This is a genomic window from Runella sp., from assembly GCF_965279615.1.
Classification (GTDB): domain Bacteria; phylum Bacteroidota; class Bacteroidia; order Cytophagales; family Spirosomataceae; genus Runella.
Map to the genome: position 1 here is coordinate 7,829,266 of NZ_OZ257252.1, position 18,641 is coordinate 7,847,906.

The following is an 18,641-nucleotide window of genomic DNA, read 5'->3' on the forward strand; positions in this document are numbered from 1 at the left end:
AGGCGATTTCGTCAAAATCAGAATTTACCAAATAATCGTTTACATAATTTATTATTTACAGTAGTGATACTGCAAGCCCAATGAAAAAAGACAGCAAAACACCGGGCGCTACGCCTTTTTACAACAAGTACAAAAAGGACGCAACTTCCTCGGCTGACAAGCCATTCGACAAAAAAGCCCCTCGCGGCAGAAGCGAAAAGAGCTTCGACAAACCTTTTGACCGTGAAAAACGCAGCAGCGATAAGCCCGCTTTCAAAAAATCATTTGACAAGCCCTTCGACAAAAAAGGCGAATTCAAACCGCGCAGCGAAAGAAGTTTTGACAAGCCATTTGAGAAACGTGGTGACAAACCGTTTGATCGTGAGAAACGCAGCTTCGATAAGCCATTCGAAAAACGCAGCGACCGCCCCGAGCGCGGCGAAAGACCTGCATTTAAAAAACCATTTGATAAACCTTTCGAAAACAAAGGTGATTTCAAGCCTCGCGGTGAAAGAAGCTTTGACAAGCCATTCGAAAAACGTGGTGACAAACCTTTTGACCGTGAGAAGCGCAGTTTCGACAAGCCGTTTGAAAAACGTGGTGACCGTCCGGAACGTGGCGAAAGACCCGCTTTCAAAAAACCATTCGAAAGAAAAGATGATTTCAAACCTCGCGGCGAGCGGAATTTTGATAAACCGTTTGAAAGAGGCTCAGGAGACGATAAAAAACCATTTGATCGCGAAAAACGTAATTTCGACAAACCGTTTGAAAGACGGGATGACCGCAGCGAAAGACCTTTTGACCGCGAAAAACGCAGCTTCGATAAGCCATTCGAAAAACGTGACGACCGCCCCGTGCGTGGAGATCGTCCGGAACGCGGCGAAAGAACTGCTTTCAAAAAACCATTCGAAAAAACAGATCGTGATAATACACGTTCGTTTGACCGTGAAAAACGCTCTTCTGACAGAACTGATAAACGTCCTCGTACCAACGAGAAAACGGACGACAACGAGAAACAAGCACGTGATGCAGAACAACGTCGTGTAGGTGAATTCAAGGAAGCTCCCCGTTATGATTTCAAACAGGCAGAAGAGCGTTATGCGAAGAAAAACCAGCCTAAACACGACGATGGTCAAATACGCCTCAACAAATACATTGCCAACGCCGGACTTTGTTCGCGCCGTGAAGCCGATGGATTGATCGAATCGGGTCAAATCACCATCAACAGCAAAGTAATCACTGAAATGGGCTATCAGGTCAATCCGGGTGACATCGTAAAATACGGCAACCGTATCCTGAATCCCGAAAAAATGGTCTATATCCTCGTTAACAAACCTAAAGATTACATCACTACCACCGACGATCCGGAAGGCCGTCATACCGTGATGGAACTGATTGCAGGTGCCTGTAAAGAACGTGTGTATCCTGTAGGTCGCTTGGACCGAAACACCACCGGGCTTTTGCTGTTGACCAACGACGGCGAATTGGCCGAAAAGCTGATGCACCCTTCCAACGAAATTCAAAAGATATATCAGGTAGAGTTGGATAAGCCCATCACGAACGAAGATTTTGAAAAGATCAAAGCAGGATTTGACTTGGAAGACGGCCCCATCAAACCCGATGATCTGGCCATTGTGACGCCCGATGCGATGGTCGTTGGCATTGAGATTCATAGCGGTCGTAACCGTATCGTACGTCGTATTTTTGAAAGTTTAGGATACGAAGTGCTTAAACTTGATCGCACCGTTTACGGAGGTCTTACCAAAAAAGAGCTTCCACGCGGCAAATGGCGCTTCCTGAACGAGCGCGAAGTGGTCAAAATGAGGTATAAATTATAGTCGATTCAGTCACAAATTCATAGATCCCTCTTTGCCACGCGTGAAGGGGGATTTTTTATTTTAACGTTATTCCTATGAAACAACCCAATGAATGCCAAAATATGCAGGATATTCGTACTGAAATTGATGCCATTGACCTGCAGGTTATCCAACTTTTAGGCAAGCGGTTTGAATACGTCAAAGCCGCCGCTCCTTTCAAAACATCGGAAGCAGGCGTAAAAGCACCCGAACGATTTAAGGCCATGTTGCTGCAACGTCGTGAGTGGGCGATTACCGCAGGTCTGCAACCTGACGCCATCGAAAAGATGTATTTTGACTTAGTCAATCATTTCATTGAAGAGGAGTTGAAATATTGGAAAAATCATATTTCATAGCTTCATTTCCGAACGCTGATTTTTAAGATTTTTGGGTCTGAATTATGCACGCAAAGCCGCAGAGGTGCAAAGATATAAATACATGACAGTCAACTTCTTTGCACCTCTGCGGCTTTGCGTGATAGTTAAAGATAAATACAGTGTAAACATCAGCGTTCCATTTTCACGTCACTTTTCAACCGTTTTTCAGTCTATGTTAAAGAACTTTTTCTTTAACATATTTTGGCTACAAAAATTCTGATCGCCGCTTTTGGCTTTTATCCCGAAACACACGGCATTGCCCAAGCAGCCTATCAACAGGCCCTCGGATTGCACCGTTTGGGATATGAAATAACGATAGTAACACAACCTTCCGACCAACCTCGTAATGCACCTTTTGAAATCATAACGTTTCCCATTCACTATAATCGTTTTACCAAGTATACCCAACGCAGAACTATTAAAGCGTACCAACGTTTTTTGATCGAATCAAATTTTGAAGTCCTCTTCTTCCATTGTTGGGAAACGTGGATTTCGGAATTGGCGATTCCTGTTCTTGACCAAATCAAAGGTAAGAATATCCTTATTAGCCACGGAACCACCATTCACCTTCGTTATCCGGGACTGAAAGGGTGGCTTCGGTGGTTGCTTGATCGCCCTAAAGCATGGCATTTTTCTCAGAAATTAACCCTTTTTGACCACTACGTATTTTTAAGTGAAAAGCATGACAAACAACGAATGTGGGATGTGATGGAAGCAAAACGTCTTGGAATCAGCAATTTTTCTATTATTCCCAACGGAGCCAATCCTGCATTCTCTCAACCGACAGCGTTTGATTTTAAGGAGAATTTTGGAATTCCAAATGCTAAAATACTTCTCTGTGTGGGGAACTACAGTCGGGAAAAAGGTCAGCGTGAGCTTATTAAATTATTTATAAAGTTATCTCCTGAGAATACGATTTTAGTGTTTATAGGAAGCCATTTTAACGCGTATTCTCAGAACTTGGAACAAGCCGTTGGTAATCGCTTAAACAAAACTGTTTATTTGCTTGAACAGCTTACCATGGAAGAAATTCAAGCCGCCTATGATGCTGCCGATGTATTTGTTTCCGCTACCTACACGGAAGTGCAGCCGTTGGTGCTTTTGGATGCGATGGCGGTCGGAGTGCCCTTTCTATGTCGGGATGTGGGGGCTGTTTCAGAGTTGGAGGGTGGGTTATGTTTTACAAATCAGATGGAATTTATGAAAAAATTGCAGTGGCTTTTGAATCATCCGCTGAACTGTAAACACTTGGGACAAAAGGGTCAAACGGCAGTAAAGAGAATTTATACTTGGGAGAAAAGTACAGAACAATATCATTTGCTGATACAAAACTTAAATGAGAGTGTATCAAAAGTCAATGAACGTATTTGATATGCTGCTTTGAATTTCTCACAACTCCACCGGCGGTTTCTCAAAACCGCCGGCACATTAGGTGAAGCAGGTTTCTCAAAACCTGCGTTGAGGTTGCTCACAACCTCATGTAAACAATTATTTAAACACTCAGCAATCCGTCACATTGGGTTGTGAGCAACCCCCGACGGCGGTTTTGAGAAACCGCCTGCACTATCGGAAACCACCCACACTAACTAATACACAAAAAGCCGTACACCGTACGGCTTTTTTTATTAACTTTTTTGTGGTTATTTTTTCTTAACCAATTTGTATTCGATCACCGGTTTACCGCGCTCGCCGCCGTCGCTTGCCAAGCCCATGCTTACAAATTTAAGTTTATAGACATTGCCTGATGGATCTTTGATCACGTAAAAACGATCACGCCTGATACCTAGCGTAGCACCGCTGGTTACGCGCCATTTGCTGCCGATCGCATCTCTTGTTTTTAAGAAAGTCGAAGTAGCGATGTTAGCTTCGGCGTACGCATCATACGTTACGGTGCTTTCCAACACTTCTGCCGCTTCGGCCCCTGCGGCGTAGTTCAACAGGATAAAATCCTGAAACCAATAAGGAGTTGGCGGAGTCGTACCGGCGTTTGACGTACTGTATCCCCATTGGATATCCCAATTGATCTTGCGAGGCTCGGCAGTTACGGTTGCGCCTGTTTCCAACGAAAGGAAGCTGAAATTGAAATCGGCATTTTTTGCAATATCTACGGTTTTGATGGCTGTCTCGCCAATTCTTGCAAACTGCACTTTATAACCTTCTCCGTTACGGTTTACCTTTACTTTAAACCACTTGTCTTTTGTTTTGCTGCCTTCAAAACTTACCAAATAAACTTTGTTTTGAGCGTCGGTAGCCGACACTTCTGCAAAAACAGTTTTGGTAAGATCGCCATCCCAATAATCAGCTAAAGCCAACGTGCCATCACCGCCGGGCGCAAAGTTTAGCTCAGGTACAGAAGCAGTATCTGCCAAGGTTACAGTGCCAATGTCTGTTTTTGTCGTAGGTGCTGCCGAAGACTGATACCCGGGATTTAAGATAACGCGGTACTGACCTCCGTGGTAAAAGCCTAAATTCCAGCTCTTTCTCGCAGAAAGCGTAGTCGCATTGGCGCTTAGATCAAAGTATACGTTATTCGTATAATTTGACTCGGTCGTTTTTCCCTCTCCCGTCAGTTTGCTTCCGGTCGAAGTGATCGCGGCAAAGCTCAATTTTGTTTCTGTATTCACCCCTGCCAAAACAGGAGTACCTATAGACGTGATTTTCATCGTGAGGCTTTCATCACCGTTCAGGAAAACGTTTGCTTTTTTCTTTACTTTTATTGAAACACTCGATTGTCCGGCCGGGACAGTAGCCGTCACAATATTGTTGGTCGCGGCCGGCTCGGTCACAAATTCTTTGTCGTACGTAACCAACGTAGGCGTCAATTGTATCGTAATAGGAATCGCTACGTCTGTGGCTCTGCTCAAAGCAATCTGAACAGTAGCTTCTTCAGCGTCAATTCCCTGCGTGGCAGTGGTGAAAGCAGCTAAATTATCCGGCAGGGCAATTTCTTCTTTACAGGCTGAAAAGGCCAGCATACCAAATGCAAATAAAATTCCGGTGGATACTCGTTTCATTTTAATAACAGTTTACATTTTTTAGTAAAAAACACCTTAGTGTGTGGTCAATTGGGCTGTTAGCCCCAGAAAAAAAGATCGTCCGTACGACATCGGAATGGCTCCCGTTGAGCTATGGGCGGCTCCGGTATCAATGGCTGAATTGTTTACGCGGGTAATGTTAAACACGTTCTTAATGCCGCCTACCAACGTATAATTCTTGAAAAAGACCTTGTTAACGGTCAAGTCAGCAGTAGTAAAGGCTGCGGTTTCGGCCAGACGAACCTGTTGTCCGTTGGCGGTAGAAATAGATTGGTAGCTTGGCTGCTTGCCCGTATACTTGTAAAACAGACTCAGTGTCGTTGCTATTTTAGGTACCGTGTAGCGCAGATTTGTCGTTACCTCATTTGACCAAATAAAGACCGGCAAAGATTCACTGCTCGAAAAGCTGTTATAGCGCCCAATGCGCGAGAAGCCCAAACTGCCCTGAATATTGCCCCAATAAAGCGTATTGTTCCAGGTAAGCCCTGTCGTCTTATAACTATCCACATTGAGGTACGTAGACACCTGAGGATTCGTAGGGTCGGTCCCGATAGAGATAAGATTTTGGAATTGGTTATAAAATCCTCCCAAGGTAGAATTCAGGCGCATAGAAGTCTTTTCAATGGCTTGCCAAGAAAGGAAAGCATTGAAACTGTTTGAATTTTCAGCCTTTAGGTTGGTATTTCCTCTGATGGAGTGGTTACTGTCAAAGAAGGTAAAATACAATTCACGCAAAGCCGGTGATCTGAATCCTCGTGCATAGGCCATACGCAAGTCCAATCCTTTTCCCAAGACAAATTTGGTGTTGATGGATGGGATGACCGGAGGCGCGTTATACACTGAGTTTCGGATAAATCTCAATCCGGGACGCAGGTTTATCCGAGGTGTCACTTTCAGTTCGGTAGAAGCAAAATAAGCAAACTCATTGATGGAAGGCGTTCCCAAAATTCGTTCTCCCGAACTGCTGTTGAAATTCAATTCCAAACCGTGTTGGAGCGAAACCTTCGAACTGAATTTATGTTGACCCGTAAAGCGTGCAAAGGTGGTTTGGAAAATAGATTTGTCCTGAGAACCCGTAAGCGAAAGGGTACGTCTATCTCGAACAAGGTCTATGTCAGTGGTTTGAGTCGCTCTGCTGTAGTCAGTATAAGAGGCTACCGCCGTAAAACTGTTCTTTTGATTCCAACGGTATTCACTTTGAAATTGGTGAAAAGCACGTTTGGTAATAAAATACAGATCGGTAGCCGAAAGGTTATTGGTTTGGTTACTGATATAGGTATCTCCCAAGCTTTTCAGGTTCTCATACGTACCGTTGAAGCGGTACCAAGCGTTCCATTTTTCAGTACGGTAGGTGATACCTCCGGTAGCGAGGTACTGTTCCTTGGGCATCCATTCTTTTTTGCGTCCGGTAAAACTGCCCTGCCATCCGCCAAAGAAATTTCTCGTAAAATTGCCGGACACCTGCAATCCTTTCTTCTGCCACGCTACTCCAACGTATTCATTGTGAGTACCTTTTCCGTTGAAGGCTTGGTACTCTGAACCTGCCGTTTCTTCCTGCATGCGCGCGGTAAGCGTCCAAAGGCCATTTGATTCACCCTTTTTGGTGATGATATTAATAACCCCGGCAAGGGCATCACTTCCATACGAAACCGACATCGGCCCTTCCACTATTTCAATGCGGTCTATGATGTTAATGTCGATCTGGCCGATACTTTCCCGGGTAGAGCCTCGATCAACCAACGGCACGCCATCCAATAATACTTTTACATTTTGGCCTGACATTCCCATCAGTTGCACATCGGTAGTACCCAGTGTCAAATCATTCGAAAACCGCATTCCAAGCTCGGTATTCAAAACGCTTTGAACGCTGGTAGCACCTCGTAATTGGATCTGCTGATTGGTGATGGTTCGAACCTGATAGACAGAATTTCGTACCGATTGCGCCTCAAATTGGCCCGTAACAACCACTTCCGCCAGACCGGCTATTTGCTCGTCCAGCGTCAACGCTCCCAATTTCACCACTTCTCCCGCCCGTAACTCAATGTTTTTTTCAAGCGCCTGATGTCCGATAAAATGAACAATCAACGTATATTTCCCCTGCGGTGCTTCTAACGTAAAGGTTCCGTCATTGGCTGTAATTTGGCCGTACTTGGTATCTTTAAGCCGAACAGAAGCCCCGGGCAATTCTTTTGAATTTGCTTTAACGACACCCTCTACTTTACCGGTTTGCCCAAAGGCAGGGGTAAAGGCAAACAGGCACAAAAGCAGACTCCATAGGTTCTTTTTCATACATTTCACTTTAAATACACCAGAATGATGGCAATAACAGGTGGAACAATTCCGGCGATGATCAACCATTTACCTCTGCCCCCAAGTCCGTTTTTACCTTTGAGAATAAACAACCCGGTCACCGTGATCAGGATCAATAACACCGCAAAAATGTCTGACGCCCATTTCCACTGTTTGAGACTGTTGCGGTGAATGACGTTGAATTCATAAAAAACATGTCGTTTATTCACACTTTCGTACAAGCCTGTTTTCGTAGAAAAATTCAGGTGCAACGAGGCATCTTTATAGTATATTTTAACCTGATCGGAAGTAGGAAAATCGAACAATTTATAGTTCTCTTCTCCTACCATCGCGTTAAATTTCCTGATCTGCTGCTCCGTAATGTCGCTTTTAGTGTACGCCTTATTGAGCTTTATTTCTTTTTTGGTGATAATAAAATCAGCATTCCAATCATCAACGTGGTTGAGCGCGATCCCTGAAACACAATAAATTATAATCAGCGCTGAGAAGAAATAGCCCAAATCTCGGTGAGTGGCAATGTTGAGGCGTCTTATCTTTTTCTTTGACCAATCCATTACTTTTCAGCCTTGGCTTTGTCAACATATTCTTTGGCTACATCCGTAACCCACTTCTCAATGTCTGTATCCGGCAAAATAGAATCGGGTTTGTAAGACACTTTGGATTTGCTGTCTTTTACTTTTTCGATACCACCGCCGATGATCTTGATCTGGAACATTTCATCGTGCGCTACCAAGACCGGAATCACAACCGCTTTTTCTTTTTTGGCCAACACAGCGTTGATCGCTTCGCTTGTTTTATCGGAACTATAGTGAGCAATGTGCCCGCACCAGCCGTAGGTATGTTGGTCAATGCCTACTTTTTCTTTTACAAACTCTGCCACGTTGTTAAACAGGTCGATCCATTCTTTCTCGTATTTTTCATCGCCGTATCCGATCAGCACCAAGCCTTCTTTCTCAGGCTCTTTGGAAAGCGCGGTTACTCGCTTCAATACATTGTTTTTCAACACATTGGTAAAATCAAGGGTAGGCGTAACGTGCGTTTTGGCTTTGGGCGTATAGCGTTCAATTTTTTCCAGTTTCAGCATTTCCTTCGACTCAGGATCTTCTTTCTGACCTATGATCGTCGGAATATCTTCAAACGTATGCGGGCTTACGGTAAGAAAAACAGGAATGATGACGATATCCGTAAATCCTTCTTTATCAAACTCTTTCAGTCGCGTAGCGATAGACGGCTCGGTGTATTCCATAAAAGCCGTTTTCAGACCCTTTACATCGCCTGAGTGTAAAATAGAATCGGTAACGTTTTTCTCTAAACGTAATAATTCATTTCTCCACGTTTCTGATCTTGAGCCGTGGTTTACTAACAGGACGCCGATCTTTTTGTCACCCGCTCCGGCAGTTTCGCCGGTTTGGCTACTGCCTGAATTATTTTGGCACGAAAAAAACGCTGCCAACAACAGGAGGGTGGCAATGATGTAATAGATACTTTTCATAGGAAAATCGTAATTATTAATTAGACTTATTATAAATAATGGCACAAATGTAGAGGCTAAAACTCAAAAACCAAAAACTATTTAGAATTATTTTAAATAGCTGACATTTGTCATAATTCGCGCCTGCCGCTTACATTTGTGCTTTATTATTTCAAAGTTTTCCTCTCCTTCCGGTTGTATTCTATGATCATCGTAAAACTTAGCGGTGGGTTGGGCAACCAACTTTTCCAATATGCCTTAGGGCGACATCTGGCGATCATAAATCAAACGAAATTGAAATTGGACACATCATTGCTTGCCCAAACATCCGATTGGACAAGCAGAAATTTTGCGTTGAGTGCCTTTACTATTCAAGCGGAACAGGCCACAAAAGAAGAAATTCAAACACTGGCAGGAAGTCCTCATCATTTTTTACAACGAATGGGTCGAAAGCTCGGCATCAAACCCGCTCGTTATTTTAAAGAACCGTATTTTCATTTTTACTCACCGGTTTTGTCCATTAAAAGCAGCCATTATTTGGACGGTTATTGGCAATCGGAAAAGTATTTTAAGGCTATTTCATCACTCATTCGTCAAGAATTCAGCTTGAAACTTCCACTTTCTTCTCATTCTCAACGCTTCAAAGAAAAGGTAGCCGGTTGTTCGTCAGTGAGTATTCATATTCGGCGCGGCGATTATGCAAAAACCTCCAAAGCTAATCGGTATCTAAAGCCGCTCGAAATGGATTATTACCAACGGGCGATTAAGCATATTACTCATCAAGTGCCAAACCCTCACTTTTTTATTTTTTCGGACGACATCGAATGGGTTAAAGATCAGTTAATTGCCCCGTTTCCAATGCATTTCTCGGAAGGCAATTCAGCCCATGAAGATCTATGGCTGATGGCTCATTGCCGGCATCATATCATTGCCAACAGTACATTCAGTTGGTGGGGCGCTTGGCTTAATCCGCGTCCTGACAAAATAGTAATCGCCCCGCAAAAATGGTTTTCTACGGAGCGATTTAATACGCAGAATCTGTTGCCTGAAGCTTGGATTGGGCTTTAACAGTGTTATACTTTATGCTTTGCCATGTATTTCAAATAATTGACGATCTCATCCAATTCTTTGTCCGATAAGTGCGTAACGGCGGGCATTTTGCATTCATTTCGAAAAGAAGTCGGCGCTTTTACAAATTGTTTGATCTGATCGATCTGCCAATATTCCGTCACGCTTTTGGGGTAATTGAGTTCCGGGCCCATCTTGCCGCCTACTTTATTAAGCGAATGGCACGTCAAACAATTGACCTTGAACAATTCAAATCCTTTTACCTGTGTATCATCTTCTTTGGGGAACAACACCGCCAACTCTTTCGACGCAGCCGATAAGCTGATCTTGACCAAGTTATAAGGCCATTTATAGGTCACATCTTTGGCCGGAACGTCGGTGTATACTACGTAGAATGGCGCTATTTTCATTTCATGATCACCCTTTTTAGGATTTATCCATTCCTGCCCTTTGGGAGCTTCCACGTCAGAAATTGCCAGATAAGACTTCTTGCTCAATACTTTTTCCAACGACATTGAAGGGTTGTAGCCGTCTTCGCATTCAAATACGATCTGTGTCTGCTTGATATCCAAGCTCTTGTAAGCAGGCAGAAATTGATCCAAAACGGTCTGCAATGGAATTGCCTTATACGATTTCGTTTTAAAAAATACAGGATCGTCTTTGACTTCCACCGTTTGCGCTTCGGGTAATGATGCCTTAATATCGGGCAAATATACACTCAGCGAATCTTTTTGGGGAACAACAACAGTATCTACCGCTGTCGAATCCGAAACCGCAGATTGATTATCCGATGTTTGAGAATTGTTACAACTCGCAAGAGCTATACCAAATGCCAAAACAACAAGTACTTTTTTCATGTAAGGAGGGATTTTAGTATCAAAGTGTGCAGACAGTTTCTCAAAACTGTCGCACAGGTTTCTCAAAACCTTGCGCACTTTCGGTTTTGAGAAACCGAAGCGTTGGGTCTGAGGACCCAACGGCACGTTTACTTTATAGTTGAGAAATCTGTTGCTTTCATGTACACAGATTCCACTTTGGTTGTGAGTTTTCCATTTTTCTCCGATTCATCGCGGGCTTTTACCCACACAGGATCAGCACGAAAATCTTCAAATGCTTTTTTACCGGCTTCTTCGCTCGGATGTGCCAAGATATAGATCAATGTATCGTCTTTGCCGTCCACAGTCCAATAGGCTACATTGGTCATGCCATGTTTTTTGAACAATTTTACGGTATGTTCTCTGAAACGGGTCAACAGATCGGGCAATTTTCCGGCAGTAGTAGTATAGGTACGTAGCTCAAACACCCGCTCTTTTTTGCTTTCAGACGATTTGATCTTTGGCGAAAAATCGGTCGCTTTCATGAAAATGCTTTCCACTTTCGACACAATTTTACCACTTGCTTCCGACTCACTTTGGGCCTTTTTCCACACAGGATCGGAGCCAAAGGCTTTCCACGAAGCATCACGGGCGGCGCGGTCGGGATACGAAAGCACATAAATAAGTTTGTTTTCCTCATGCAACGGCACCCAGTAGCCCACATTTGTCATGCCGTGGCTTTCAAATATTTTTGTCGTATGATCACGAAAACGAGTCAATAATGCCTCCAACCGACCGGGCTCGGTATAGTAAATTCGTGTTTCGTACAAGCGGGTATCCTGCGCAGAAGCCGTCAGAGCGGCGGCAAAAAGAAGCATAGCGGAAAGAAATTGTTTAAACATATCAGTTTATCGGTTTATTTATAAGTATAAAGACATAAAACCCCGAATTCTATGTCCCTGAAAATAAGTTTTCCGTTGGTAATGGATGAAATTGTCGAAAACTCAATTTTGGCATACGAATTGAGGGATAGAAAATAATCAATTCATCTCTAAAAATCACCGGAATGCACTTATTCACCCTTGCCATTTACAGTCTTTTGTTCTTCTTCCAAGATCCTTTGGAGAATAAATTGGAAAGGATAATTGGGAAAAATCGGGTTATCGTAGTCTACTGTCCTAAGGTATCAGAGGCTGAATATAAACTTCAAAAAAAGTGGCTCAACGAGGTGGGGAAAGACTTATCGGAACGCGATTTATACGTCATTGACTGCATCGAATCTGATTTGTCGACAGAAGACAGCCTTCATCTAAAAGAGCGATTTAAATACGCGCCAAATCATTTTTGTATGTGGCTGATCGGCAAAGATGGCGAAATCAAACTCACCAGCGGCAAACCCGTCAAACCCGAGCAACTCTTTGGTCTCATTGATGCTATGCCGATGCGTCGCGCTGAAATGAAAAAGAATTAATCCCTTACGCACCGAAAACCCACCGTAGCATTGCGCTCAAATCCTTCTGATACTCGCAGTAAAATCTGTTGATGCGTAAGCGGTTGAGCGCCGCCCTGCACGTACCACCAACTCGACAAAGGCTTGAAATAACTTCCGCCTTTCAGCATGATATAGCGATATTGACCGACTTGGTATTCATCGTTGGTTAGTTGCCAAACAACACCTTGTAAATCATTCAACGTCGGCAGGTTTAACGTCGGCAAGGTTTGGAACCTTGCCGACGTTTTTACCAAAGAATCTTTTTCTGCTGCATATTGCCATTCACGCTCCGTGGGCAAGCGCTTTCCCGCCCATCCGGCATAGGCACGAGCATCTTCGAGTGAAATATAAACCACAGGTTTCATTTCTTCCCCTTTAGGAATTTGTCCGTTTTTCCAATGTTTTAAAAAGTTGGCGGGATCTTTAGGTTTGTATTTTGAGGTAGTCAAAAACTTCTTGAAATCATTGTTGGTCACTAAGTTTTTATCCATTAAAAATCCACTTATTCGATCCGTTGTTGTGTCCTTTTCAGGATAGGGCAAAAACACATCACCGTGGGTAGTAGTGTGACGATAGTGGCCTTTAGAAATTAAGACTTCGTTATTTTGCGGATGATCTAATGGGTTATAATGTTCTTTAAATTCTTTTTCTAAACTTTTGTTTATGTAAGCAGATCTTTCTGCCTGATACAACTTTCTCGGTTTGTTTATGTCTATTTCAACAACCATTTCATCTAACATCACTTTATGAGTGTCAAAAAATTGAATGATCACTTTGTGAGGAAAACGGCCAAAAAACTTATGCAATGAATCCGGAAAAATTGCCCAATAGGTGGTATTATTAAATCCATGTGGTGAATCACTACCAAGCGCCTTTTTTTCAATAAACTTAGTTTCATAACTTGGATTGTCAATAAAGCAACGAAGACTGCCTTTTTGGTTAACCCAAATTGGAATCATATCTTCTATGCCTTCAATTACATTAGGCATTTCTGCTACGCACCCCACTGCACCTTCATTATTTGTCCCTAAATATTTTTTATGAAAAGATTCTGTTTCGACTTCGACATACCACTTGCCACCCTGAAAGATTGGTGTTAGTTCGCGGTGATTCCATAAATCGACGAAATGGTACCCTTTCCGAGGCTTTACCTCAAACAACGGTCCATTAAAGCCTTCGGGAATCAGACTGAAAATGGTATAAAGTGTTTTGGTAGAATCCTGCCATTTGTTTACAAAAATACCATCGCGGGTTGTGGGAATGAGTGGCGTATAGTTATTATTCAAAAACACCGAACTGTTTTCCCGTAAAATGCGCGTCGTCTGTCCTAAAAAGCGATAGTCTTCCTCGGCCCAATCGGGCGTACCGGCCTGAAATACATTGATTTCGGTGCCGTATCCATTGAAAAAACTCGTCGCATATTCTCGTCGAATACGCTCTTTAAATTGCTCGGCGACGCGAAAAATGGCAAATTCGGGCTTGATAAATTTATTGAGATTAAGCATTGGCGGATAATACAATGCGTTGTGTACCCGTCCGGCCACGATGCCGGGCATATCTTTGGGAATGGCCATTCCTTCACTATACATTACCACCCCTTTTTTCATTTGGTCAGCGGCTTCCTGCAATTCTTTACTGCTGCTGCCGCGCGTATCCAACACCACACCATCGGCAGCTGTGGCCGCAATGAGATCCGAAAGTCCTTTTAAATGTGCTTTGGGGTTGTTGGCATCGCGAGTGGATTCGTCCCACGGATTATAACACAAAAACAATTTTGTGCCCTGCAAACGCAACGTACTCCCCATCTTTTTGAGATTAGGCAAACCGCCTGGCAAGTCTTTGAACAGATCAAATTGGTTCCTCTGATCCAATCCAAGCGTGGGCCACGTCGGCCAAATGCCAATCACGTCATCGCCGCCATAGAGGGATTTGCCGCGTTTAACAAACTCATGGATTCCCTTTCCCCAACCGGCACCAAGCGTAAAGCGTTGGTCCCAAGCCATCATTAAATGAACAACATAGCTTTTACGAATCCATTGCAGATCAGGACGTTCAAAAAGAGCATTGTCAAATTGCGGGAGATCATACAACTTTCTTTTTTGGAATACTTCACGCATTCCTTCCTGCCAATTGCCCGTGTAGGTTTCCAGCCAAAGATGGTATGTTACGGTTCCTTTGGGTGGCAGGATGGTTTCAAAACGTCGACGCGTAGCATTTTCCCATTTTACACGCCGCATTAATGCACAGACTCCACTAACTTCCTCCCTTAGAGGGCGGCTCGACGGTTCGAAGGATTGAGGAGGGGTTGTTTGCACCGCCGAAAATCCCAACTCCCACGCATTATCGGGCAAAATAACATTGACCGGCGCAAAACCGGGCCGAAATAAATGCGCCCGCGACAACGGGTGATTTCCCAGTCCAGTTACATAAACGTGCGAATCGGATTCACCAAACGGAACCACGTTTCGAAGGCGAAGGGTATCGGCAGAGGTATTGATAAACGTAATAATCACAGGAGCAGGCCCGTCTGATGGGCGAGCTTCATACGTTACACTCAGTTTATTCTCTAAAACAAACGTCAATTTTTCGTTATCGGATTGAAAAACAGTACGCTCGGTGGTAGCGTATTTATCATTCAATACATAAGAAAATAAAGGAAGCGGTTGGTAAGAATGAACGGAAGAATCGCCCATTTTAAAATGCTCAACGCGCAAAATGCGATTCTCAACAAACGATGGTTTCAGTTGGGCAATTGTCCATAAGGGAAGGAAAAGGATGATCGGCAACAGTCTCATTTATCTACTTGCGTTTTAACGTAAAGATGCAGAGACCCGGCAAATTATCCATACTTTTTTACAAACTTAAAATGTGTCGGTTCCAAGCCTTTACGTTCATAAAAGCGATGTGTCTCCACGCGCTTTTTATTGGCCGTCACTTCCAGAATTTTGAAATTCTCACGTTCGGCCACGTTCATCAATTCCTGCATTAATAAACCTCCTACGCCTTTAGAACGATAATTCGCCACGACAAACATTTCCTGAATTTCACCAACTTTCCCGCAATGGTGCAACAGCCACTGCGCATGAACACTCGCATATCCAACGCAGACAGTATCATCGAATGCCAAAAAATAATGACAGTCGGGATTTTGCAGGTTTCGGTTGAAGATTCCCTGAAAAGCCGTAAAATCCAAACGTTCTTCTTCCAATTCACAAATGAAATCGTAAATGGTAATAACGTCACTTTCAGCAGCTTGGCGAATAGTAATGGCAGACGACACGGATATAAAGAGGGTTAATACATGTTTAAATCAGAATTCCTGCATCAGATCAGACTCGTATACGAGCGTCCCTTTTACGTTACTTGAGGTAATGGAAACCATCGCTTCGGCCACTTTATCTGCTTCAATGGATCGGTATTTGGCGGGAATGATAAATTGAAAAACCTTCATCAGCCATTCTCCGGCCACCTCTCCAAAACGCGTATCTGCACGCTTTCCCACCAACAGCGAAGGTCGGAAGATAAGTAACGTTTCGTACCCCATTTTTTTCAACGATTCTTCGATTTCACCCTTCACCCGATTGTAGTAAAATAGAGAACTGCGATCCGCGCCCATGGCTGTAATAATGGAAAAACGCTTTGCTCCGTTGGCCAGGGCCAGTTTTGCGATCTCGTAAGGGTAGGTATAATCCACGCGATAAAAAGCGTCTTTGGAGCCGGCCTTTTTCATGGTTGTTCCCAAACAACAGAATACGTCATCGGCCTGAGCGAGCAACGGATCGGGATGATCAAAATCAAAAATAATACTTTCCAGTTTAGCATGATCGCTTTCGAAAGGCTTACGTACCAGGACTTTGACATGAGTGTATTTCTCAGAAGACAATAGTTTTGCCACTACCTTCGCTCCTACCAAACCTGTAGCCCCAATTACTAATGCACTACGTTTTTCGGAGGTCATAATCATAGAAATAGTTTAATCATACCGGACTCTATTATTGGCTGCATATTTAATGGGTCAGTTATCCTGAAATGGTGTGTTATTCCGGCCGTTCTTAAATATTCATTCGGAAGGCTCAGTAACGAGAAATTACTTCAGGGTAAAATACAAAAAAAACAGGCAGGAGTAAAAACCATACCGATAACAATTTATTTAACGGTGTTACGGCTAGAAATCAAACTCCAGTACTTCCTGATCGTTCAATAATATTCGGGTCAACTTTTCATGCTGTCGTTCAGAACCCTGAATTATCCATGTTCCTGTAATGGTATCTCCTATCCGACTCTGCACACCTCGTTTGGCATCCAACCCCAATTCCCTGAAAAGTATCTCGTAATTTTTTAAAGTTTTTTGCTGAAACTTACGCACAATACGGTAATTGCGAAGCTGATTGCGGCGTTTGATAAGACCTTGGACAGGCAACAGCGCATACAATACCAACAAAACAATACCCGATGATACCGTTGCGATTTCGTAGGCGCCAATTCCTACACACATACCCAACGCCGCAGTAGCCCAAACTGTTGCGGCGGTTGTAATACCCACCACGCGATTATTCTCACGAAAGATGATCCCACCGCCGATGAATCCTATGCCCGTCACGATGTTCGCCGCAATACGACTTGCATCGGTTCCCATCTTAGACGAAATTATTGTAAACAATGTAGAACCAATGCCGATCAGCATCATAGTGCGTAAACCGGCCGATTTGCTGTGGTATTCGCGTTCTACGCCAATCAACGCACCCAAGCCCGCGGCGATAAGCAATTTTATAACATCTTCCGTAAAAAAATTACCCATTCGTAGTTCAATATAAATCACTAAAAATAAGAACTTTACCGGCTATCTGTTCATAATTTCTTCAATTTCTTCCGCTTCAATGGGAATATGAGCCATGAGGTCAATATTTCCGTCGGCGGTAATCAAAATGTTGTTTTCGAGGCGAATCCCCAAACCTTCTTCTCTAATGTAAATACCCGGTTCGCATGTAAAAACCATACCGGGGGCAAAAGCGCGGTAACGGCTACCCACATCGTGGACGTCCAACCCCAGCAAATGCGATGTGCCATGCATAAAATACTTCTTATAAGCAGGCCAATCGGGGTCTTGTTTTTCAATATCCTGCTTGGTTAAAAGTCCCAATCCAAGCAATTCACTTTCCATTATTTTGGCTACTTCTGCCTGATAATCATCCAGCAACGTCCCGGTAACCAACAGACTGCGAGCCGCTTTCATTACGCGCAATACTGCATCATATACTTCCCGTTGGCGCGGCGTAAAACGACCGTTGACGGGTATGGAGCGTGTTAGGTCGGCGTTGTAATTGGCGTATTCGGCCGCTACATCAAGGAGCAAAATATCGCCGTCTTTGCATTGTCGATCGTTTTCGATGTAATGCAACACGCACGCATTTTTTCCCGAAGCAATGATAGGGCCATAAGCAAAACCTTTGGAACGTTTTCGGGTAAATTCATGAATAAATTCAGCTTCGATCTCGTATTCCCACACGTCCGGTTTAACAAAATTCAGCACCCTCAGAAATCCGTCGTTGGTAATATCAATGGCTTTTTTGAGTAGATCTATTTCTTGCGGCTGTTTGACCGCCCGAAGGTAATAAGTCAGCGGGGCCAATCGTTCCAAGCGATGCAAAGGATATCTGTCTTTAAAATCGCGAATGTAGCGCGCATCCCGCGTTTGTACCTGTCCGGGGCCCCGAGCGTGTTCGTTGGTATTGAGGTACACATAGTCAGCTTCAAAGACCAACTGACTGAATATCAATTCAAACTGGTTCATCCAATAAATACGCTGAATACCGGAGACTTTAGTTGCCTGCGCTTTGGTCAGTTTTTCACCTTCCCATATGGCAATAAGCTCACTTGTTTCCCGCAAAAACAGAGCTTCCCGAAATTTGGGATCGGGATGGTCGGGAAACAACACTAAAATGGTTTCTTCCTGATCAACTCCTGAAAGATAAAATAAATCTGAATTTTGCTTAAAACCCATCGTGCCGTCAGCATTGGTCGGCATGGGATCATTGGCATTCAACACCACCAGACTTTTGGGCTTTAAGAGCTTATAAAGTCGTTGGCGATTGGTTGTAACTAATTGAGAATCTATTGCTTCGTAGCGCATTTTAAAACAGTAAGTAATACGACACAATTATTCACGCAAAGCCGCAGAGATGAAATGTATGATAGCAATATCTTAGCATCTTTGCGACTTTACATGACAGTTAACAGG

Annotated in this window: 16 protein-coding genes; 5 read left to right on the forward strand and 11 right to left on the reverse strand. The window is 43.5% G+C overall.

The annotated features are described in order from the left end of the window. The first annotated feature begins 80 nt into the window (after positions 1 to 80). From ACQY73_RS33150 to ACQY73_RS33160, 3 genes are all read left to right on the forward strand, one after another. On the forward strand, positions 81 to 1,817 hold the full coding sequence (locus ACQY73_RS33150) for a pseudouridine synthase (protein WP_428658798.1): 1,737 nt from the start codon (positions 81 to 83) through the stop codon (positions 1,815 to 1,817). A gap of 74 nt (positions 1,818 to 1,891) precedes the next feature. Next, entirely contained in the window at positions 1,892 to 2,191 is a 300-nt protein-coding gene (locus tag ACQY73_RS33155) for an isochorismate lyase (RefSeq protein ID WP_428658800.1), read from the forward strand. Between the two features lie 222 nt (positions 2,192 to 2,413). Then, positions 2,414 to 3,583 (forward strand): glycosyltransferase family 4 protein, encoded by a 1,170-nt coding sequence (locus ACQY73_RS33160; protein ID WP_428658802.1) that lies wholly within the window; start codon positions 2,414 to 2,416, stop codon positions 3,581 to 3,583. Between the two features lie 269 nt (positions 3,584 to 3,852). On the opposite strand, the gene ACQY73_RS33165 is transcribed toward ACQY73_RS33160, so the two are convergent. Genes ACQY73_RS33165 through ACQY73_RS33180 form a run of 4 tightly spaced genes read right to left on the reverse strand, consistent with a single transcriptional unit; the run spans position 3,853 to position 9,049 of the window. Further along, the gene (locus ACQY73_RS33165) at positions 3,853 to 5,226 is read right to left on the reverse strand and encodes an HmuY family protein (RefSeq protein ID WP_428658805.1); all 1,374 of its coding nucleotides are present in this window, start codon (positions 5,224 to 5,226) and stop codon (positions 3,853 to 3,855) included. 36 nt (positions 5,227 to 5,262) lie between these two features. Continuing rightward, positions 5,263 to 7,536: a TonB-dependent receptor gene (locus ACQY73_RS33170; protein WP_428658808.1), complete on the reverse strand. Its 2,274-nt coding sequence runs from the start codon at positions 7,534 to 7,536 to the stop codon at positions 5,263 to 5,265. 5 nt (positions 7,537 to 7,541) lie between these two features. Beyond that, positions 7,542 to 8,111 (reverse strand): PepSY-associated TM helix domain-containing protein, encoded by a 570-nt coding sequence (locus ACQY73_RS33175; RefSeq protein WP_428658810.1) that lies wholly within the window; start codon positions 8,109 to 8,111, stop codon positions 7,542 to 7,544. Then, positions 8,111 to 9,049 carry a sirohydrochlorin chelatase gene (locus ACQY73_RS33180; RefSeq protein WP_428658812.1) on the reverse strand — a complete coding sequence of 313 codons (939 nt, stop codon included), beginning with the start codon at positions 9,047 to 9,049 and terminating at the stop codon, positions 8,111 to 8,113. The genes ACQY73_RS33175 and ACQY73_RS33180 overlap by 1 nt, the downstream gene beginning before the upstream one ends. Positions 9,050 to 9,232: 183 nt before the next feature. On the opposite strand from ACQY73_RS33180, the gene ACQY73_RS33185 reads away from it, so the two are divergent. Further along, positions 9,233 to 10,096 (forward strand): alpha-1,2-fucosyltransferase, encoded by an 864-nt coding sequence (locus ACQY73_RS33185; RefSeq protein ID WP_428658815.1) that lies wholly within the window; start codon positions 9,233 to 9,235, stop codon positions 10,094 to 10,096. Between the two features lie 5 nt (positions 10,097 to 10,101). Here ACQY73_RS33185 and ACQY73_RS33190 read toward each other — a convergent pair whose 3' ends face one another. Beyond that, on the reverse strand, positions 10,102 to 10,953 hold the full coding sequence (locus ACQY73_RS33190; RefSeq protein WP_428658818.1) for a c-type cytochrome: 852 nt from the start codon (positions 10,951 to 10,953) through the stop codon (positions 10,102 to 10,104). A gap of 128 nt (positions 10,954 to 11,081) precedes the next feature. Further along, complete coding sequence (locus ACQY73_RS33195) at positions 11,082 to 11,813, reverse strand: NIPSNAP family protein (RefSeq protein ID WP_428658821.1); 732 nt, start codon at positions 11,811 to 11,813, stop codon at positions 11,082 to 11,084. A 164-nt stretch (positions 11,814 to 11,977) separates the two neighbouring features. On the opposite strand from ACQY73_RS33195, the gene ACQY73_RS33200 reads away from it, so the two are divergent. After that, positions 11,978 to 12,382, forward strand: a complete 405-nt coding sequence (locus ACQY73_RS33200; protein WP_428658824.1) for a DUF4174 domain-containing protein — start codon at positions 11,978 to 11,980, stop codon at positions 12,380 to 12,382. Here ACQY73_RS33200 and ACQY73_RS33205 read toward each other — a convergent pair. The 5 genes from ACQY73_RS33205 to ACQY73_RS33225 form a co-directional block, all read right to left on the reverse strand. Further along, positions 12,379 to 15,198, reverse strand: coding sequence for a formylglycine-generating enzyme family protein (locus tag ACQY73_RS33205; protein ID WP_428658827.1), 2,820 nt, complete (start codon positions 15,196 to 15,198; stop codon positions 12,379 to 12,381). The two genes, ACQY73_RS33200 and ACQY73_RS33205, sit on opposite strands and share 4 nt — an antisense overlap. A 44-nt stretch (positions 15,199 to 15,242) precedes the next feature. Then, a complete protein-coding gene (locus ACQY73_RS33210; protein WP_428658830.1) occupies positions 15,243 to 15,683 on the reverse strand; it encodes a GNAT family N-acetyltransferase in 441 nt (146 codons plus the stop codon). Between the two features lie 30 nt (positions 15,684 to 15,713). After that, positions 15,714 to 16,361, reverse strand: a complete 648-nt coding sequence (locus tag ACQY73_RS33215; RefSeq protein ID WP_428658833.1) for an NAD(P)H-binding protein — start codon at positions 16,359 to 16,361, stop codon at positions 15,714 to 15,716. 207 nt (positions 16,362 to 16,568) lie between these two features. Beyond that, positions 16,569 to 17,201, reverse strand: coding sequence for an MgtC/SapB family protein (locus ACQY73_RS33220; protein ID WP_428658835.1), 633 nt, complete (start codon positions 17,199 to 17,201; stop codon positions 16,569 to 16,571). A 42-nt stretch (positions 17,202 to 17,243) separates the two neighbouring features. Next, complete coding sequence (locus ACQY73_RS33225; protein WP_428658838.1) at positions 17,244 to 18,533, reverse strand: aminopeptidase P family protein; 1,290 nt, start codon at positions 18,531 to 18,533, stop codon at positions 17,244 to 17,246. Positions 18,534 to 18,641: the final 108 nt, after the last annotated feature.